At 41.7% G+C, this 18,221-nt stretch carries 18 protein-coding genes and 1 pseudogene; 8 read left to right on the top strand and 11 right to left on the bottom strand.

Features of this window, described 5'->3' with window-relative positions:
* Positions 1-205 precede the first annotated feature (205 nt).
* Positions 206-568, top strand: a complete 363-nt coding sequence (locus AHMF7605_RS21150) for a winged helix-turn-helix transcriptional regulator (protein ID WP_199200284.1) — start codon at positions 206-208, stop codon at positions 566-568.
* 451 nt (positions 569-1,019) lie between these two features.
* Here the strand turns inward: AHMF7605_RS21150 and AHMF7605_RS21145 are convergent.
* The 7 genes and pseudogenes from AHMF7605_RS21145 to AHMF7605_RS29870 form a co-directional block, all read right to left on the bottom strand.
* Positions 1,020-2,023, bottom strand: a pseudogene (locus AHMF7605_RS21145) (IS3 family transposase); the annotation flags it as partial.
* 227 nt (positions 2,024-2,250) lie between these two features.
* Entirely contained in the window at positions 2,251-2,568 is a 318-nt protein-coding gene (locus AHMF7605_RS21135) for a hypothetical protein (protein ID WP_106931999.1), read from the bottom strand.
* A 787-nt stretch (positions 2,569-3,355) separates the two neighbouring features.
* Complete coding sequence (locus tag AHMF7605_RS21125; protein WP_106931997.1) at positions 3,356-3,952, bottom strand: immunity protein Imm33 domain-containing protein; 597 nt, start codon at positions 3,950-3,952, stop codon at positions 3,356-3,358.
* 651 nt (positions 3,953-4,603) lie between these two features.
* On the bottom strand, positions 4,604-5,011 hold the full coding sequence (locus AHMF7605_RS21120; protein WP_106931996.1) for a hypothetical protein: 408 nt from the start codon (positions 5,009-5,011) through the stop codon (positions 4,604-4,606).
* Between the two features lie 79 nt (positions 5,012-5,090).
* Complete coding sequence (locus tag AHMF7605_RS21115) at positions 5,091-5,522, bottom strand: hypothetical protein (RefSeq protein WP_106925405.1); 432 nt, start codon at positions 5,520-5,522, stop codon at positions 5,091-5,093.
* A 166-nt stretch (positions 5,523-5,688) separates the two neighbouring features.
* The gene (gene hflX / locus AHMF7605_RS21110; protein ID WP_106931995.1) at positions 5,689-6,924 is read right to left on the bottom strand and encodes a GTPase HflX; all 1,236 of its coding nucleotides are present in this window, start codon (positions 6,922-6,924) and stop codon (positions 5,689-5,691) included.
* Positions 6,925-7,074: 150 nt separating this feature from the next.
* Positions 7,075-7,341 (bottom strand): hypothetical protein, encoded by a 267-nt coding sequence (locus AHMF7605_RS29870; RefSeq protein ID WP_158267576.1) that lies wholly within the window; start codon positions 7,339-7,341, stop codon positions 7,075-7,077.
* On the opposite strand from AHMF7605_RS29870, the gene AHMF7605_RS21105 reads away from it, so the two are divergent.
* The 4 genes from AHMF7605_RS21105 to AHMF7605_RS21090 all read left to right on the top strand — a co-directional run bounded on the left by AHMF7605_RS21105 (position 7,328) and on the right by AHMF7605_RS21090 (position 9,818).
* Positions 7,328-8,455 carry a glycosyltransferase family 4 protein gene (locus AHMF7605_RS21105; RefSeq protein WP_106931994.1) on the top strand — a complete coding sequence of 376 codons (1,128 nt, stop codon included), beginning with the start codon at positions 7,328-7,330 and terminating at the stop codon, positions 8,453-8,455. The genes AHMF7605_RS29870 and AHMF7605_RS21105 overlap by 14 nt on opposite strands.
* Positions 8,456-8,583: 128 nt before the next feature.
* The gene (gene rfbC / locus AHMF7605_RS21100) at positions 8,584-9,126 is read left to right on the top strand and encodes a dTDP-4-dehydrorhamnose 3,5-epimerase (RefSeq protein WP_106931993.1); all 543 of its coding nucleotides are present in this window, start codon (positions 8,584-8,586) and stop codon (positions 9,124-9,126) included.
* A 195-nt stretch (positions 9,127-9,321) separates the two neighbouring features.
* The gene (locus AHMF7605_RS31160) at positions 9,322-9,459 is read left to right on the top strand and encodes a DUF433 domain-containing protein (protein WP_158267575.1); all 138 of its coding nucleotides are present in this window, start codon (positions 9,322-9,324) and stop codon (positions 9,457-9,459) included.
* Positions 9,414-9,818, top strand: a complete 405-nt coding sequence (locus AHMF7605_RS21090; protein WP_146153637.1) for a DUF5615 family PIN-like protein — start codon at positions 9,414-9,416, stop codon at positions 9,816-9,818. Before AHMF7605_RS31160 ends, AHMF7605_RS21090 begins: the two co-directional genes overlap by 46 nt.
* Before the next feature lie 27 nt (positions 9,819-9,845).
* Here AHMF7605_RS21090 and AHMF7605_RS21085 read toward each other — a convergent pair whose 3' ends face one another.
* The gene (locus tag AHMF7605_RS21085) at positions 9,846-11,138 is read right to left on the bottom strand and encodes a UDP-N-acetylmuramoyl-tripeptide--D-alanyl-D-alanine ligase (RefSeq protein ID WP_106931990.1); all 1,293 of its coding nucleotides are present in this window, start codon (positions 11,136-11,138) and stop codon (positions 9,846-9,848) included.
* Positions 11,139-11,181: 43 nt separating this feature from the next.
* Here AHMF7605_RS21085 and AHMF7605_RS21080 point away from each other — a divergent pair, with 43 nt between their 5' ends.
* A complete protein-coding gene (locus AHMF7605_RS21080) occupies positions 11,182-13,431 on the top strand; it encodes an FG-GAP-like repeat-containing protein (protein WP_158267574.1) in 2,250 nt (749 codons plus the stop codon).
* A gap of 1 nt (position 13,432) precedes the next feature.
* The gene (locus tag AHMF7605_RS21075; RefSeq protein WP_106931988.1) at positions 13,433-13,825 is read left to right on the top strand and encodes a hypothetical protein; all 393 of its coding nucleotides are present in this window, start codon (positions 13,433-13,435) and stop codon (positions 13,823-13,825) included.
* An 861-nt stretch (positions 13,826-14,686) separates the two neighbouring features.
* Here AHMF7605_RS21075 and AHMF7605_RS21070 read toward each other — a convergent pair.
* Positions 14,687-15,463: an amidohydrolase gene (locus tag AHMF7605_RS21070; protein WP_106931987.1), complete on the bottom strand. Its 777-nt coding sequence runs from the start codon at positions 15,461-15,463 to the stop codon at positions 14,687-14,689.
* A 49-nt stretch (positions 15,464-15,512) separates the two neighbouring features.
* A complete protein-coding gene (locus AHMF7605_RS21065; protein WP_106931986.1) occupies positions 15,513-16,655 on the bottom strand; it encodes a methionine aminotransferase in 1,143 nt (380 codons plus the stop codon).
* Positions 16,656-17,099: 444 nt separating this feature from the next.
* Here AHMF7605_RS21065 and AHMF7605_RS21060 point away from each other — a divergent pair, with 444 nt between their 5' ends.
* Positions 17,100-17,492 (top strand): hypothetical protein, encoded by a 393-nt coding sequence (locus AHMF7605_RS21060; RefSeq protein WP_146153636.1) that lies wholly within the window; start codon positions 17,100-17,102, stop codon positions 17,490-17,492.
* A 470-nt stretch (positions 17,493-17,962) separates the two neighbouring features.
* On the opposite strand, the gene AHMF7605_RS29865 is transcribed toward AHMF7605_RS21060, so the two are convergent.
* Positions 17,963-18,127, bottom strand: coding sequence for a hypothetical protein (locus AHMF7605_RS29865; RefSeq protein ID WP_158267573.1), 165 nt, complete (start codon positions 18,125-18,127; stop codon positions 17,963-17,965).
* Between the last annotated feature and the right edge of the window lie 94 nt (positions 18,128-18,221).

Genomic DNA, 18,221 nt, shown 5'->3' with positions numbered 1-18,221 from the left:
TATTTGTTACCCAAAGATACTATCAATAGTTTCAAAAAGAAACTAATTACTAAAAATAGTGGTTACCTAAATGTAACTACTTGGGCAGGCAATGGAGTTAAAAGCAGGATACGCTAGTATTAAAAACAACGTATAGCTTCTGACTGGCGTAGTAGATTTTGTTAGGACTAATTACCCGTAGTTTAGATAAAATAAAGTAGATGAAATGAGAGACGAGAGATTTTCAGGAGTAAGCTGTTCCATGACGAGGGCCATGGCTACTCTGGGCAGCAAATGGAAACCAATTATTATTCATAATATAAATAACCGAAAAATCCGTTTTGGGCAATTAAATGCGTTAATACCTTTAATTACCCGAAAGGTATTAACCGAGCAATTAAAGGAATTAGAAGAAGATGGTATTTTGCTCCGGGAATCGTTTAGCGAACTGCCGCCACGGGTAGAATATTCTTTAACGGCGAAAGGTCTAGCGCTTTTACCAATATTGAATTCCGTATGCGAGTGGAATGCCCAATTTGAGCACACGAAAACTTGTTCGGTGGGAAATACCCATCAGTCAACACCCTGATAAATGAAAATGGTTGGCGGGTGTTAGAAATTTCATACCCAAATAAAATCGTAATTAAAACCTATTCTGGCTTATTTGTAAAAGTTAAAATAAGCCCGAATAGTAGCGAGTTACCAGATAGGAGTCTATTTCACATCAAGTTGCTAGAACCCGTGTTGTCGGTTTCTTTTTGGGATCCATCTTTTTTGAGTAAGGTGTACGTTCTGCCCGGAAAAAAATAGGAAGATAAGCTTTGATGTTTTAAGTCTCGAAGCAGATTCGAGAACCTATCATATTCCTCTTTTGCTTTTAAAAAACTTTATCTAGGCACTATCCAAGATGATAGCTCAATGAATAGGTAATAGCGGCAAAGATTTCTAATTCATTCTGCCGGTGTCGGCTCTCCGTTTTTAGAACTGGGTAAAAGTATAAAATTTGGTTAAGCGGTTAATACATATTCCACTTGTTTTTTTCTGGCGTACTCACTGGGTGCCATTCCAGCTACAGCATCATGGGGTCGTTTATGGTTGTAATCCTCTAACCAAGTAGAAGTAATTTCCCGGACTTCCTGGAGGTTGTCCAACAAGTAAGCATCCAGTACATGCCGGCGGAAAGTACCATTAAACCGTTCTACAAAAGCATTTTGGGTCGGCTTGCCGGGTTGGATATACGCAAATTCAATGCCCTGTATCTGGCTCCATTCCGGCATTAAACTGGCGATAAACTCGGGTCTATTATCCCTCCGGATGCGTTTTGGTTTTTCCCGGCGCTGGATTAAATGATTGAGCACCCAAACTACCCGGTTGCTCTTTAGGGAAAAATCTACCTCGATATGCAGCGCTTCCCGGTTATAATCATCCAGCACATGAAAAGAACGGAACTTTCTCCCGTTCATTAGGGCATCACTCATGAAGTCAATCGACCAAGTATGGTTTATCTCTTTCGGCACCTGTAAAGGCTGTTGAATACGCGCCGGTAATCGCTTTTTGGCTTTGCGCCGCAGGTTTAAACCCAGGGCGGTGTAGAGCCGATGTACCCGTTTATGATTCCACGGCTGTCCTTCTTGGCGCAACCGCCTAAAAGCTTTCCAGAAGCCTTCTCGAGGATGTTGCTCGGCTTTCTGCCGTAGAGCCTCTTCCACCACCTGATCCTCTTTCTGTGCTTGATAATAATACACCGACTTACTTAAGTTTAACACCCGGCACCTCTGTTAATGCTGGCTTGAGGTTGTTGGTACACCTCATCCACTAGCTGTCGCTTTTGGCAGGGCTTTAAAGCTTTTTTTCAGACCCGCAGACGTGGCTTTCAGCCGGCGGTTCTCTTCTTCCTGTTCTTTGAGCCGGGTGAGTTCGGTGGCATCTATGCCGTTGTAACGTGGCCGCCATTTGTAAAAAGCCCCTTGGCTCACACCATGTGTTCCCGGCTAATTTCCGCCGCACTTTTGCCTTCCTCAAATTCTTTGAAGATTTGGGCTATTTGTTGGGAAGGTTTTCCTTTTCATAAACACTGTTCTAAGTTAAGAGGTTTTCTCTTTCTAAACAGTTCTATTTTTGGGCAAGCTTACAATTCTATATGTCGGCGATTCTGTCAAGTTTGTCTTCAACTGTTGTTTTCATTGTCATGGTGGGTGTCGTCCTAAGCTGACCGCTAACGGATTAAGCTTTGCGGTGGCGAAGCTGCCGTATAGGTGTGGTTAGGTGGTGTTAATTTATTTTTAATTTTTCTCTGTATTCCCGTGACCATTTTGATTGTTGAACAGTATCCCTGCCATGGTTCGTTAAAGAATCATATAGTAAATGCGTTTTGTTATTTTCTTTTGTAGCTTGTTCTATTATATAGGATGCTTCCTGCTCATTTAAAAACCATTTAGAAGCTAGTTTTTCATTAATCTTTTTAGCAAAAAATTCAGTGATGTCAAAGTGAGTTTGTTCGTGCTTTAATAAATATTTTTCAGCCAAATTCCTTAAGGTAGGACCTATATTTTGAGGTTGCTCCAATACATATGAATTATAAGGATCCATAATGGAGATTACGGCCCCTGCAGGATAGTTATAAGCTTTGTTTACTTTATATAGAATTTCAGTATCAATAATGGCCGAAAATACCTGATTGTCTTTTGGGGAACCCTTAAAATCCTACTTTTGTAAATTTGGGCTCCATCTGTTGTATTTTAAGTTTAAGTATGCCAATATAGAATTGTTAGGAATTATAATTAAAATTAAATCAAAGGTGATTAGCAATACTAAGGTTGTCTTCCACTTATCAGACTCAAATTTTAAAGAAAAAGCTTTATAAAAATAAATGCAAAGGCTTATCAATACAATGGAAAGGTAAATATTAAAGTAAGTAAAGTATATCTTTAATGGGATAATTAAAACTAAGCAGATACAAAGTATCATCAGGATACCATCTATATATTGCAGCATGCTGAAATAGATTACACTCTTATTTAAGTAGATTATTGTATAAATGAGAGGAATCAATAGGAACGTGATGAGACTAGGAGAAAGATGGAAGATTCTAAATATAAAATCCACTCCAAAAATCAAGACAAGTAATAATCTTACATGTTTAACTGCTTGTATATTCATTATTTTAATAACACCTAACGTCTACCGGCTTTGCGTTCGGCGGGACATTTGGAAAACGTCAGCCCCGGACTAAAGCCGCTTGGAAAACTAAAGTACAGAACTTTTTCAATAGCCCATGCGAGTTCAATCACGCTGGAACTGCTGTCGAAGGATGAACAAAAGCCGAGGCTTATTCGTCGCCCCCCACTGACGCAAAACCGCCTGTTGTGTGTTCGCTTTAGTCAACTTGCTTTAAAGTTTCGTCATACCAAATGTCTTCGAAGCTGTTGCTGTCTGCGAGAAACCGAAAGCCAATGTCAAGCCCTAAATACTTGATGATTTGTGGTCTGATTTGCAGCAAATGTTCTGCACACATTGGCTTGAAAAAGTCGTCTGCTTCCGAGTAGTCGCCTGTCCATATGAACCAACCAGTTGTTCCCTTATCACTCGGATGTCTTAAACCGTGAATTGGCTCCGCAGTTAAATTGTCTGAAACGCCTATAAGTAGTTTGTTGTTGATAGGTGTCCACTTAGAATTATATCTCTTGCAAATCTCCTTCTGCTCGTCAATATGTACATTCCAAATGTTATGCTGGGGCAGTTCGTCAATGCCCGTAGTCAGTCGCTTTTTCCAAAGCTGCATATTTGCTTTATTTATAGGAAAATTCATATTCTCATTGTCCCAGTCAATCAAGGTTTCATCAATTATTTCATCTGTTAGCTCGCCTTCACTTGTTATTATCGTCCAAGCATAATTTTCAATCTGTTCTTTACTGATTTCGTCGTTTAGAAACTGGTCACAAATCTGAATAAGGTCTTGTCGGGTAACTGGCATTAATTGAAGGCTTGAAAAGTGACGCACAACGAACAAGGCTAAAAGACGCCTTGTCCAATTGGCTGGGGTTTGGTGTCTTTTAGGTGTAGTTAGGCGGGGTAGTTCTTTTTTTAGGTAAAGTAGCTGATTTTTTAAGAACTACCCTTTATAGTAGGAAAAATTTACCGCTTTCCCCTTCTTTAGGTTTCTCTGCTTTTTAAAGAGAAACAAACGTTTTCCTAAAAATGAATAAATAAAACTAAAGGCGGGATGATTTCATTTAGGCGAGGCTAAGAGAAGTCACCCGCTCCTTTATTTTTATAAAACACCCATAAAGGGCTGGCCAAAAGAGGTAAAAACGGGGCTAAACTTTTTTTTAGCAGGCAATAAAAGCCATTTTTTATTCGTTTCAACCAGGTATTGTTATTCTAACAAGTACCAAAAACAGGTAAAATACCTTCCTTAAAAACGGTTTTAATCCGGTCTTTAAAAACGGTTTTAAGGAAGGTATTTTTTCCTGTTTTTTCTTCTTTGACCTAGCTGTCAAAGACGGGTTGAAACTCCTAATTTTTTGCTTTTATGGCTATATTTCAGTTGTTTAGCCACTCCTTCCCAGCCCAAATTTTTCCTATTACGCCTAACGTACTTGGCTAAGGCACGCCATAGTGTGCTTTAGGTGTGGTTAGCGGCTTGTTTTATTTTCTTTATAACTTTCCTTTTACTACCTAATACCTTTACCCAATAAGTGACCATAGCGTCATAACCTCCAGACTCTACTTTTTCCTCTTCAGATAAAACAATTAGTGATGTAGCAATTCTTGAGTTTTTCTTATTCCAGTCCTTGATATTGGTAAAGTAGGATTTCTTGGTTGCAATAATGGAACCGCTGCTACCAGTCACAAATACTACATTCTTATTTGTGAAATCGAAGTTTCCTTTATGATTCTTTAGATACTCATTCAATAACTCAGATTCATAGCGATTTAGACGTGGCTTATTGTCAACCCCACAACTATCTAATCCCTGACCATGCAGACTACTAATGGATAATAGGAGTAATAAGGTTAAAACAATCTTCATTCTATCTAAATTTAAATAACCGCTAACGTTCTGGGCTTTGCGGTGGCGTAGCTACCGTAAAGGTGTTGTTGTGGTATCGTTATTTTTCCTTTTTAGCTATCTCTGTTTCAGAGTTATCAAAGTAAAGAATGAATATCAAGTAGTTTTCAAGTTCTACTCCTTGTTCAGATTTCTCTCTTAAGAACCTAAATTTTTCTATTCCTTCTTCTATTAACCTTAGGTTATTAGGTAGAGCTTCAAACTGCTCAAGACATTCCTGTTTAGTTCTTTCACAGTAACTTAACCAACTTTCACCTGCTAGTTTTTCTTTCGTATCATACTTGTGCCAGTACAGTTCACACGTTCCATCAGGAAACATAAACTGAACTTGTCCACCTACTACTCCAAGTCCAGCTTTTACAGCGTAGTCTACAACTTCTTTAAAATCTTTTCTTTTCCAGCCATATTCGTGACTGTTTAAAGTTGACTTATTTATGATTTCGGAAGGTAAATATTTTTGTTCTTCTGTCATTTTAATGTACCACAACTCGTGGATATACGGAGTTATTCCATATATCCTCCTAAAAAATAACCGATAACCGGAACTCGTTCCGGTTATCGGTACTATGTACAAATCTTAATTGCCGTTAGCCGGATGCCTGAAAAAATTTCTAATAAAAACCTCGAAAAAATTTAAATCACTGCCTTTCATGCCTATCTGGGGTGTGTAGTTCTTCTTCGGAGGGAGGTGATACATTGGGGTAACGTTCGTAATGAATGGCGGCTACCCGCGCGAACAACTCGTCGCGGAGGGTAGCCATATTAGTTCGGTCGGTGGCCGAAATGAAGATAGCCGGATTGTGCATTTTGGCCATGTACGTTTGCCGCAGTTCATCAATGGTGGGGCGTTCGGCACCTTCGCCCATATCGTTTAGTTCTTCTACTTCCTGGGTACGGTACTGGTCTATTTTGTTAAACACCAGCAATACCGGCTTCTCCGCGGAGTTAATTTCTTTTAAAGTTTTATTTACTACCTCAATGTGCTCCTCAAACGAAGGGTGCGAAATATCTACTACGTGCACCAGCAAATCGGCTTCCCGGATTTCGTCCAGGGTAGATTTAAAACTTTCGATGAGGCGGGTAGGTAATTTGCGGATAAATCCTACTGTATCGGATAACAAAAACGGAATCTGCTTAATCACTACTTTGCGCACGGTAGCATCTACGGTCGCAAACAGTTTATTTTCGGCAAAAACATCTGATTTAGAAAGCAAGTTCATGAGCGTGGATTTACCCACGTTGGTGTAACCTACCAGCGCCACGCGTACCATTTCGGCCCGGGCTTTTCGCTGCTGAAAATTTTGCTTGTCGAGTTTTTCGAGCTTGTCGCGGAGTAAGGCAATTTTATCCCGCACAATCCGCCGGTCCGTTTCAATTTCCGTTTCCCCGGGGCCCCGCATGCCCACGCCCCCTTTCTGCCGCGATAAGTGCGTCCAGAGGTTAGTTAAACGCGGCAGAAAGTATTGATACTGCGCCATTTCTACCTGCGTACGGGCCTGAGCCGTTTTGGCGCGTTGCACGAAAATATCCAGAATTAATAAACTGCGGTCTACAATTTTTACCTTCAGCTCACTTTCCAGGTTGCGCACCTGCGAAGGAGTCAGGTCGTCGTCGAAAATCACCATGTCAATTTGAAATTCCTCGACAAAAGCCTTAATTTCTTCGAGCTTGCCTTTACCCACGTACGTGCGAATGTCGGGCTTTTCGAGTTTCTGAACGAAACGCTTGATGGCTTCTACCCCAACTGTTTCCGTCAGGAAGGCCAACTCGTGCAAGTATTCTTCGGTTTTTTCGTCGGGTTGTGTTTTAGTAGGAACGGCAACCAAAACGGCGGTTTCCTGCACTTTGGCGGTATCATGTAATTTTTTGGCCATGGAGAAATATCTGAAACTAAAATAACAAGTGTACGATTATTTTCGGAAAATGGCCACTAAAGTAAGTACTATGCAGATTTTACGCTGGTTAACTGCACTTTAAAATTAAGGGCTATTTTAGTTCTTGATTTAATTAACTGGCTAACAATTTTATAGTATTAGCATGAAATAGCTTAGGCGATAAATTAATTCTAATTCTACCGGAACATTCCTCTCTGTCTCTCTTCCACTTTTTTGAATCAGTTCTATTTGAAAATAGAGAATGCCGTAATCAAACAAGATATTTCTATTGAACAATTTTAAAATAATAAAACCCGGAAGGTTTAACCATGGGATTACCTGAAACTCTGGCCGGAACTTTCTATCTTTGCAGCGCGCTAAAACAGGCCAAACAAAAGCAGGTATGCGGATTGCCATTGTTATTAATACTTCCTGGAATATTTACAATTTTCGGATGAGCCTGGTGCAAGCGCTTTTACAAGAAAGGCACGAAGTAGTAGCCATTGCCCCACCCGATGCTTATTCCAATTATTTAATAGCGGCTGGTTGCCGGTACGTTCCTATCCAAATGGAAAATAAAGGCACCAGTCCCCTACAGGATACACTTTTAGTAAAACGGTTTTACTCTATTTATAAAAAAGTGCAGCCCGATATAATTTTGCAATACACCATCAAACCTAACATTTACGGTACTCTGGCGGCAAAATTAGCGGGTATTCCTACTATCAATAATGTGTCCGGGTTGGGTACGGTGTTTATTGTGCGCAACCTGGTTTCGAAAGTAGCTTTAGGTTTGTACCGCTTAGCCTTCCGGTTTCCTGTAAAAGTATTTTTCCAGAATCACGACGACCAAGCATTGTTTGTTCATTACAAACTGGTGAAGCTTTGCCTAACGGATGTGCTGCCCGGTTCGGGCATTGATACCAAAAAGTTTGTCCCCGCACCGGTATTTTCGCGCAATCCCGCATTTACTTTTTTAATGATTGCCCGCGTGCTTTACGAAAAAGGAGTGGTTGAATATGTGGAAGCCAGCCGGATAATAAAACAAAAATATCCCCACGTACGCTGCCAACTGCTAGGCGGGCTGGACGAAGCGGGTAACATTGGCATTAAAAAAACTACCTTTATGGCTTGGGTAACCGAAGGAGTTATGGAGTATTTAGGTACCACCGATGATGTGGCGGCGGTAATTTTAAAATCGGATTGTGTGGTACTGCCTTCTTACCGCGAAGGTACTCCCAAAACCTTACTGGAAGCGGCGGCTTTGGGTAAACCCATTATAGCCACCAATGTGCCGGGTTGCAAAGAAACAGTCATCGACGGCGAAAACGGCTATCTTTGCGAAGTGCGCAATGCTACCGATTTAGCGGCTAAAATGGAACAAGTGTATTCCTTAGCCGATGATCAATTACAGCAAATGGGGAAAGCCAGTCGTCGGTTAGCCGTAACCAAATTTGATGAGCAGTTTGTGATTGATAAATACCTGGCGGTGATTAATACGGTAGCAACCAAGGCCGGTAAACTAAAATAAGCAAGTAGGAAACTTGGAAGAAACAAGTGTTCTCCAAGAAGGCTTTTCTAAAGCAATTTTAAATAAATCGTAATTTCTCCTTCAAATTTTAAAACAGCATAAACCAATTTTTACATACAATACGCTCTATGGAATTTAAACGCTTTCTGATGGATGGTCCGGTGGAAATTATTCCCCGCCGGTTGGGAGATGCCCGGGGTTACTTTTTTGAATCGTATAGCTACCGTATTTTTGCGGAAAATGGCATCTCCACCGAATTTGTCCAGGATAACCAATCGGTATCGCAGCGGGGCGTTTTGCGCGGACTTCATTTTCAGAAACCCCCTTATGCTCAAGCCAAACTCGTGCGGGTAGCGGCGGGCCGGGCTTTAGATATTGCCGTAGACATTCGCAAAAATTCGCCTACTTACGGCCAGCACATCGCCTGTGAACTCGACGCCGATAAGAATAATATGTTTTTTATTCCGGAAGGATTTGCCCATGGTTTTGCTGCTCTAACCGATAATACCATTTTTTTATACAAATGCAGCCACTACTATAATCCAGCCGCAGAAGGCGGGCTCCTCTGGAACGATCCGGCCCTCGATATTAATTGGAATCTAACAGACCCCATCCTCTCCCCCAAAGACCTGATTTTACCCAGATTACAGGACTTAGATTCGGGATTTTAGGTTAGATATAAGAATAAAATTAATGGGAATAGCTAGGTAAGAGTATTCTTGATTTCTTGTAATTATTGACCTATGGATTTACTTCGCCAAGGTTTTGTGGACAGTAATTTTCTCAAAAGACATTTAAGCACTTAATCAAGTTGTAGGTTAATTTTAGGTTTATTTTTCTTTAACTCCGTATTTTTAGATTATGAATTGGCAAGTGGCTGGACCGAAAAACAAATTCTGGAGAGCTATCCGCAACTTACCGAGCAAAGTATGAAAACCGTATTTGCTTATCTAAAAGATTGTATACAGCAGGAATTGTTTTTCCCTTTACCAAAATCAGCCTGATGCACTTTCTTGCTAATGAGAATTTCCCAATGCCAAGCATTAGAGAATTGCGCGCAACAGGCCTACTGGTGAAAAGCATTACGGAAGATTCTCCTGGAATTACTGACAAGCAAGTTATAGAGATAGCGCAAGGTGAGAGTCTTATTATTTTGACCTTCGACAAAAACTATGGAGAGTTGATATTTAAGTATAATTTGAGTAGTCCTCCCGCAGTTGTTTTCTTTAGATATAAAGGTACAACTCCCGATTTTGCCGGTAAGTTATTACAGCAACTTGTTCAAGAAAATACAATCAAGTTACAAAACACTTTTACAGTAATAGAAGAAAATAATATTCGGCAGGGTCAATATTTTAAATAATAAAAGTGGCTCCTTTCTAATTTGCATCTAATTTTCAAGGCTTTCTACTAAAGTTTCTAAGCTCATCCCGCGGGAGCCTTTAATTAAAACAATGCTATTTTGTACCGGATTTTCCTGTAGCCATTGCTGCAGTTCGGGTTTGGTAGTAAAATGCCAGGCCGCCGGAGCGTAGGCGCTGGCGTTCTCCATTTCGGGGCCGCACAGCAGTATTTGATCAAAAGGTAAACCAGCTAGCAGTTTGCCTAATTGGGCGTGTTCCTCGGCGCTGGCAGTACCTAGTTCCAGCATGTCGCCCAGAATTACTACCCGGTGCGTAGCTTCAGCTTGGGCAAAGTTTTTTACCGAAGCAGCCATCGAGGATGGATTGGCATTGTACGCATCGAGCAATATGGTATTGCTGCCTTTTTTTATAATTTGGGAGCGGTTATTGGTCGGTACGTAGCTGGCTACACCCGCGTTGATTTTAGAAATGGGTACATTAAAGTATTTGCCAATGCAGGAAGCGGCCGCAATGTTTTCAAAATTGTATTCGCCAATAATCTGAGTAGTAATAATTTCACCGTTTTCTGATTCGTAAACCACATATGGCGAGGCTGAGATTAATTTACAATGAAAAAAATCGCCGGGAGCCGGGTAGGTAATTTTGGTAAAAAGCCGGCTACCCATCCGCTGTAAATGTTCGTTCTGCGAATTAACAAAAGCAGTTCCTCGGTTTTGCAAAAGGTGCATGTATAGTTCGCTCTTCGCGCGGGCCACGCCTTCTAAACTGCCAAAACCTTCTAAGTGGGCCTTGCCAATGTTCGTGATAATGCCGTGGGTAGGCTCCGCAATGCGGCAAAGCTGTTCAATTTCGCCGATGTGGTTGGCGCCCATTTCAATTATGGCAATCTGGTGTTCGGGTTTAATCTTTAAGATAGTGAGCGGAACCCCAATGTGGTTATTTAAATTTCCTTGCGTGAATAGCGTATTAAACCGTTGGCTTAAAACCGCATTTATTAATTCTTTGGTGGTAGTTTTACCGTTAGAACCCGTTATGCCAATTACCGGAATAGTGAGCTTTTGCCGGTGAAAGCGCGCCAAATCCTGCAAGGCTTGCAAGGTGTCCGGCACGGCTATTATCTGCTCACTGGCCAGGCTTGGATCGTCCACTACGGCAAACCGGGCCCCTCTGGCTAAGGCTTGCCCGGCGAATTGGTTGCCGTTAAAGTTGGGTCCGGGTAAAGCAAAAAATAAGCTGTTATCTTGGCTGGCTCTTGAGTCGGTGCTCACCGCCGAACATTCCAGATATTTTTCGTAAAGCAAGGGTATGGTTTCTGCCATATATTTGTATAGATTGAACTGCTTTCAGCGTTACTTTATTTGTATGACAAGGTTTTTATTCTGCTTTTTGGTAATAAGTTTCGGGATTTTTACCCGCCAAAGTTTCGGACAGCAATATTATGAATTTCGTTACCAAAATAATGTAAAGATTACCGTAGGAACGAAAATTTTTGCTAACCCTTGGGCGGGTGGCCTGAACAGCGCCGTTTTTTCTAAGATTGATTTAAACCACGACGAAACGGAAGACTTATTTGTTTTCGACCGGACCCAAAATAAAATTACTACTTATCTGGCGCACCAGGTAAATGGCCAATGGACCTGGCAACATCAACCCGAATACGAAGTTTTGTTTCCGGATAGCTTGCAGGATTGGGTGGTACTACGCGATTACAACCAGGATGGCCGCAAAGATATTTTTACTAAAACTAATTTGGGTATAAAAGTATACCGAAATGCTACTCCCCCGAACGGTACGCTGCAATTTACCCTGGCCGAAGATTTTATCCGGTTTAACAATGGCGTGAACATTCAAGTAAGCGGGGATGATTTGCCCGGCATTCAAGATCTGGATAACGACGGCGATTTAGATATTCTGTGTTTCGACTTTGCTTCGGGGCACACCATTCAGTTGTACAAAAATTTACAGGCCGAAGACAAGCTGGCAACCGACAGTTTACGGTATAAACTCGAAGATGCCTGGTGGGGCAAGTTAACCAAATGCGAAGATGATTGCGGCCATTACGTTTTTAATTCGGCGTGCCGTACTACGGGCACCAAGCACAGCGTACCGGCTACTATTCTGGCCCTTGATTTAGACAATGACCGGGATAAAGACGTTTTACTGGGCGGCGATCCTTGCAGCGAACTGGTCCGGATTACCAATCAGGGCACGCCCGCTAAAGCCGTAATGAGTAGTTCCGGGGTGTCAAAAATTTTTCCATCTAACACTACTCCCGCCAATTTTCGCCAGTTTTTGGGCGCGTACTACGAAGACGTAACTTTCGATAACGTTCCGGATTTACTGGTTTCGCCGTACCTGCCGGCCAATATCGATGGTATTAACACGAATCAATCGGTGTGGTTGTACCGCAATACGGCCACCGCTACTGCCCGCCCGGTATTTTCGTTTGAGCAAAATAACTTTTTACAAGATAACGCTCTGGATGTAGGCGAAGACAGTGCGCCGGCTTTTGCCGATGTGGATGCCGATGGCGATTTAGATTTGCTACTGGGTAATTACGCCACCATGCGCGACGATAATGCCATTAGTAGCGTGAGTTTGTACGAAAATATGGGTACGGCTACCGAACCTGAATTTCGTTTTAAATCGGATGATTATGCCAATTTGTCCTCGCTGGGTTTGCAGGGAATAAAGCCTCGTTTTGCCGATGTAAACGGCGACAATGCTTTGGATCTTACTTTTACCGTTATAAACAGTCCTACCGGCAGCAATAAATATATCTTAAATGAAGCGAAGGCGGGTCAGGCTTTTAATTTTGATGTAGCCAAAGTAGAGTCCCTGTCCATAGGGGAGAATGTGGGCGATATTGCTCTTTTTTACGACTTAGACCGCGACGGCGACCAGGATGTATTAATCGGGGCTAGTTTGCCCATTACAGAAACCAGCGGACCTTTGCTTTTTTACCGCAATACCGGTACGGCCGCCAAACCGGTGTATACACTGGCAAACGAAAGTTTTGGTAATATTCCGTACAGCGAAGAGGCCATCCGCACCCTTTATCCCCTTATTACCGATTTAAACAATGATAATTCGCCGGAATTACTAACCGTAGATAACCGGGGCGTGATTAAGATCTACGCTGATTTTATGGCTGATTTAAATGCTACCTTTCAGGAAACTCCGGCATTACTGGCTAATTCCATCAGTAACCAGGCCGTGGCCACTCGTCTGGGGGCTCACACAGCATTGGCTGCCGCCGATTTAAACGGCGACAAGCAGCCCGAAATTATTGCGGGCAACTCGGGCGGTGGCTTGTTTTACCTGACCCAACAGTTACGCAACGGAACAGGTGTAGACGAGGAGAAACCTAGCTCAACTTTAGCAGTTTCGGTTTTTCCAAACCCGGCTACGCAAGAAGTAACCATTACGGGACCAGAGAAAATGGTAGTTAATTTATATAGCTCCGAAGGAAGAAAAGTGCGTTCCAGCCATTCCGGTTACGCCCGGGAGCATCAGTTTAATGTAGCGGGTTTAGCAGCTGGCTTGTATTACGTGCAGGTACAAACTTCAGCGGGAAAAACGGCGGGTTACCGCTTATTAATTAGCCAATAACATGTTGGTTTTTATTTACGCGGAGTTGCAGCCCGATTCAGCCTACACTTATCAAAAACCAATTTTAACAAAAATAAAGAGCAGTTTTCCAAAAGTAAATTCCCTGGATGTGGATGCCTATTCCGAAGAATTTTTAGTTTCGCAAGCCTGCCAGTTGATCGAACAAGCTGATCGTTGCGGCATTTACTTTAACAGTCCGGACCCGGAAATTTCTTTAGGTTCTACTATCCGCCTGGTCGAAGTTCTAATTCGCCGTCAACAAAAGAACTTGGTTATCTTAAATGGCGAGCACCAACGCTTAGAACGGCTGTTTTCTAATCGAGCGCAGCTTACTTTTTTTAAAAATCCCGGAGAACAACTGTTATTTCAGTATCTGAAAGATTTATATAGCTAATGCTTTAAAATGCGAAACAAGTTTTCTGTTCCGAAAAGCTATACCAAAAGGTAAATAATACCAGATAGTATTTACTAACAATCCTAGCAGCATTCTAAAGGGAAGCAAACCCGGCAGGTTTTCAAAACAGGATTGTATAAAATTCCGGCTCAAAACCAATCAACTGCTCTCATAGCACTCTCTATTCGGTCCTCCTGAAAGGATCTAACTGGTTTAAAGCGACGGTTGGGGCCATCCTATAAGGTTATTTATTATTTTCAACAGGTAATTACCGGTAGTACTTCTGTACAGTTCTTCTTTTGTGCCGGTTAGGTCCTTTCAGGAGGACGGAAGAAAGGAAAACAAATCGGACAAACCTGTTTTCAAAACCTGCCAGGTTTAATCAGCCCCTTATGGCAATTGATAAATGCGATTTGGTTTAAGTAAGGCAAATTTACTTTTTCTATTAATTTCAAATTTAAACCATTATGACGCGGATTTACTTCCGTGACTTTCCTTCTAAAGCCGACAAATTGGTATCATAACACTTTACAAAGCAGCAAAGGTAGTTGTGGGCAAGACACGGAAGTAAATCCGCGCCATAGTGACCTTATTATTGGTTAAAATAGCTCCCTAAGAATAATTGACACCCGTTTGGCGATGGAGAGCCTTCTAAGGTTGTGGTGCGGAGCATTCCGGCGTAGGAGGAAAACAAGCTTAGACCGTCCGAGAGAGCCAAACGAGGACCGCCGGCCAGGAGGCAAACAGGGTACTTTTCCACCGCATTAGCACCAATCCCCGGAGACTGGAAAAGGCTCCAAAGATAAGATGTTATTAAGCTATTAACTGATCTTAAAAAACAACTGAATCTTACCGATGCTATTACAATATCGTAAAAGCATCCGCATCCAAATAAGCTGGAAAACTTTGCCTAAATTCTGCTAATTCCTGGCGGCTAAGGGTAATAGTTCGAGTACTTTCATCACTTTCTGCCGAAAATAAAATATCGCCTTTAAAATTAACGACCATCGAATCTCCGTTGTATAAATGGCCGTTGCCATCTTCACCCACGCGGTTTACCCCAGCTACGTAGGCAACGTTCTCAATGGCGCGGGCGGGCAATACTGTTTTCCAGGCAATATCTCGTTTCGCCGGCCAGTTCGCTACGTAGAGCAGTAAATCGTATTCGTTTTGCACGTTACGGCTCCAAACCGGAAAGCGCAGGTCATAACAAATCAGAGGACAAATATTCCAGCCTTTTAAGTTAACGATTACTTTACGCGTTCCGGCAGCATATACCTGCATTTCACCGGCCATTCTAAATAAGTGTTTTTTGTCGTAATAAGAGTAAGTACCATCGGGCTGCATCCAGATTAAACGATTATAATAATGCTGTTCTTCTTTTATAATGAAACTGCCGGTAATTACGGCTTTAGCCGTTGCCGCCATATTTTGCAGCCAGAGAAAAGTTGGTCCGTACATAGTTTCGGCCAGTTCCGGCGCCTGCATGCTAAAACCAGTGGTAAACATTTCCGGCAAAATTATTAAATCCGTAGGGGAAGAAATTTCTTCTATTTTATGCGCCAGCATTTCCAGATTCAGGGTCCGCTCGTGCCAGTAAAGGGGCGTTTGAATTAACGTGATCGTAAGATCCTGCATGGTTTAAGAGGTAAATAGTTTGGGCACAGTAAAACTGAATGGTTAAACTTTATAAGCGACATAGTTTTTCCGCGGCGGCTTGGAGCGTGTCTTCATTTTTAGCAAAACAAAACCGAAGCAAACCGTGGTCGGTTTGCTGGTGGTAAAACACCGAAATGGGAATAGCGGCTACACCTACTTCAGTAGTTAACCTACGGGCAAATTCTAGGTCACTTTCCTGAGTAATATTTTCGTAGCTAACCAACTGAAAATACGTCCCCGCCGAAGGCTTTAAAGTAAAACCGGAATCTTGTAGTAAGTGATGAAATAAATCGCGTTTAGCCTGGTAAAATGCCGGTAAAGTAAGGTAATGTTCCTGATTATCCAGAAAATCGGCGAGGGCGTATTGAATAGGAGTAACCGTGCTAAAAGTAAGATACTGGTGTACCTTCCGGAACTCGGTGGTGAAGGTTGGCGGAGCCACGCAATAGGCTACTTTCCAGCCGGTAGCATGGTAGGTTTTGCCGAACGAAGAAATAACAAAGCTGCGGCCTGCCAGTTCAGGCTGGGTGAGCAAACTTAAGTGCGGCTGACTATCAAAAACCATGTGCTCGTACACTTCGTCGCTGATAATTACAATATTTGTATCACCTACCAACTCGGCCAGAGTTGTTAAATCCGAAGCGCTTAAAATGGCTCCCGATGGATTATGCGGCGAGTTAAGTAAAATGGCCCGGGTGCGGGTCGTAATCGCAGCTTTTACTAATTGCCAATCTATTTTAAAAGAAGGCACTTGCAGCGGTACAAAAACGGGTTTGCCACCGTTGAGCAAAATAGCCGGTACGTACGAATCGTAAGCCGGTTCGAGTACAATTACTTCGTCGCCGGAACGTAAAATAGCTGCCAGAGCAGCGTATAAGGCTTCGGTAGCGCCCGAGGTAATGGTTATTTCGGTATCCGGGTTCGGCGAAAACCCGTACATTTTTTCGGTTTTACTACTTATCTGTTCGCGTAATTTTAAAACTCCAGCCATGGGAGCATATTGATTATAGCCTTGTTTCAAGTAGTAGCTTACCAAATCGGTGAGTTCCGGCGGACAATTAAAATCAGGAAAGCCCTGCGAGAGATTAATAGCGCCGTGTTGCTGCGCCAACTGCGACATTACCGTAAAAATGCTGGTGCCAATCTGGGGTAATTTTGAAGGAAGTATCATTCGTAAAAAAGAAATGGCGCTAAATTAAAAAATTAACTACCTGTACGGCCAATACTAATAATTTTATAGAGGTAAAATTTAAATTTAGTCCTTTCCTGCTTCTTTTTTCTTAAACCAGATAACAGCCTCCGCCGTTTAAATTAAAATTGTGCTGGCTATCGTGGACAAGGATTGATTTAAATAGTCTTTTTTCAAGCTTGACCACGTCGAAACAAATAAGTTTGCTAACTGTCGGATTATATCTTTACTATCTCACTTTGCCTGAGTAAAATAAGCGCGGGTAAAGGAATACGGGTGAACAAAAACAAAGGATATTCATCTAGAGCAGAAAGCTGGTTCGTACTTACTTTGCTGTTTTTAGCCTTTGCTTTAACTTAATTTTTTAACGAATAATACGCTACGTCAGGTCTTTAGGAGAACTTGCCGGCGAGCCGCTCTTACGGAATGGAGAAACTATACTATACAGATCAAATCGAAATTTTTTACGATACGCATCACAGCTGGCTTTACGTTAATTGGATTGGTTTTCAGACCACGCAGTCCGTGAAAGATGGCTGCGGTAAAATACTGGAATATATGATTTCGGAGGCCTGTACCAAAATTTTAAACGATAATACCTTAGTAGAAGGCATGTGGTCTGGGGCCGCCAAATGGGGAGCCGATGTTTGGTTCCCGGATTTACGGGCGCATGGCTTGCAGGCTTTTGCCTGGGTTTATTCGCCGAGTATGCTCAGCCGTTTATCCACGGATAAAACTTTAACCCACGCCCACCATCCCGATTACATCCAAACTTTCGACGACATTGAAGAAGCAAAAGTTTGGCTGGGAAATGTGTGAGTTAGTCGATGGACCATAGTCCATCGACGATGGTCCATTGTCCACGGTAAGGTTATTATAATCTATTGAACCTTTATTAATTGACTTGCTGTAAATTCTGTACAGTCGTCTGTAACTATTTAAAACTACTATTTCTCAAAAAGCAGAATATTAAAATCTGACAATTTAGATAATTCTTTATCTGCTGTTAGAAAAGGAAGGTTTAAATAATAGGAAGATGCTGCAACTATGGAATCAGGAAGTTTAAGTTTACAAGACTTTCTCAGTCCTATAGTTACCTTCTTAATTTCTGAGTTTATATCTATTATTATTACTTCTGTTAGAAAATCTTCTATTCGCTTAATTTCTTGTATCCTAAAAGCTCTAATTCGGTAATGAATGAAATAAAAATTATTTTGTTGTGAAGTAATGTAGCAATGGTAGTATCTCCCGCAAGCAGATAGAGAATAATATTTGCGTCAATAAAAATACTATTTCCACTCATCTCTCATTATTTTCTGAATATCCAGTGCGTCTTTATCTAGCTTAACTACTCCGCAATATTTATAAGCATCAAATTTCTTCGTGCTTTCCAGATTAGCCAAAATTTTTTCTATCTCTTGTTTGTCAGTGCCTCTTTTTATAATAGTTACCATTTTTTAAGATTAAATTGTCTAAGTGGGTTTGACTACGAATACTTTTAAGGTCAATAGCTATAAATTTAAGAAAATAGGTCTGAAAATGATTTTT

Source organism: Adhaeribacter arboris (assembly GCF_003023845.1).
Taxonomy (GTDB): domain Bacteria; phylum Bacteroidota; class Bacteroidia; order Cytophagales; family Hymenobacteraceae; genus Adhaeribacter; species Adhaeribacter arboris.
Note: the sequence above shows the minus strand (reverse complement) of the source record. Positions and strands in the feature narration are given on the sequence as shown.